Origin of the sequence: Collinsella sp. HCP3S3_D1, from assembly GCF_052064015.1 — a bacterium.
Taxonomy (GTDB): Bacteria; Actinomycetota; Coriobacteriia; order Coriobacteriales; family Coriobacteriaceae; genus Collinsella.
In genome coordinates, this window is record NZ_JBQHWK010000053.1 from 1 (window position 1) to 436 (window position 436).

Below are 436 nucleotides of genomic sequence, written 5' to 3' on the forward strand. Positions count from 1 at the left end.
CCTTTGGCAGGCCTGCCGCGCTTGCCCTCGGGCCTGGGCCTGGCGGCCCTGGCGGCGGCCCTGGCGGCGTTCCACTCCTCGCAGCGCACGGCGTCGAGCGCGTCGTTCATCCACTGGACCACGTGGAAGGGGTCCATGACCCACCTCGCGTTGGGGCAGCGGCGCTTGACCAGCTGCCTTATCCACCTCGCGCCGTCGGCGGTCACCACCTCTATGGCGCGCCTCTGCTCGCGCGTGAGCTCGTCGAGGAACAGGTTGAGCACGTCCTTGCCGGTGCCCTCGTGCGCCCAGATGAGGCAGCCGCGGTCGTGGTCGACGACCACCGTGACGTACTTGTGGCCCTTCTTGTACGACGTCTCGTCGATGCCGATGCGGCGCACGCCGTCGAACCTCGAGGCGCCGCGCGCGGCCTCCAGCTCGGCGTAGACGCGCCTGC

General features: G+C 70.9%; 1 protein-coding gene. It reads right to left on the reverse strand.

Going from position 1 to position 436, the window contains the following annotated elements; translation table 11 throughout:
- Window positions 1–436: ISL3 family transposase (locus ACTNDJ_RS08985; protein WP_441083579.1), on the reverse strand; the 436-nt coding region annotated here is incomplete at both ends.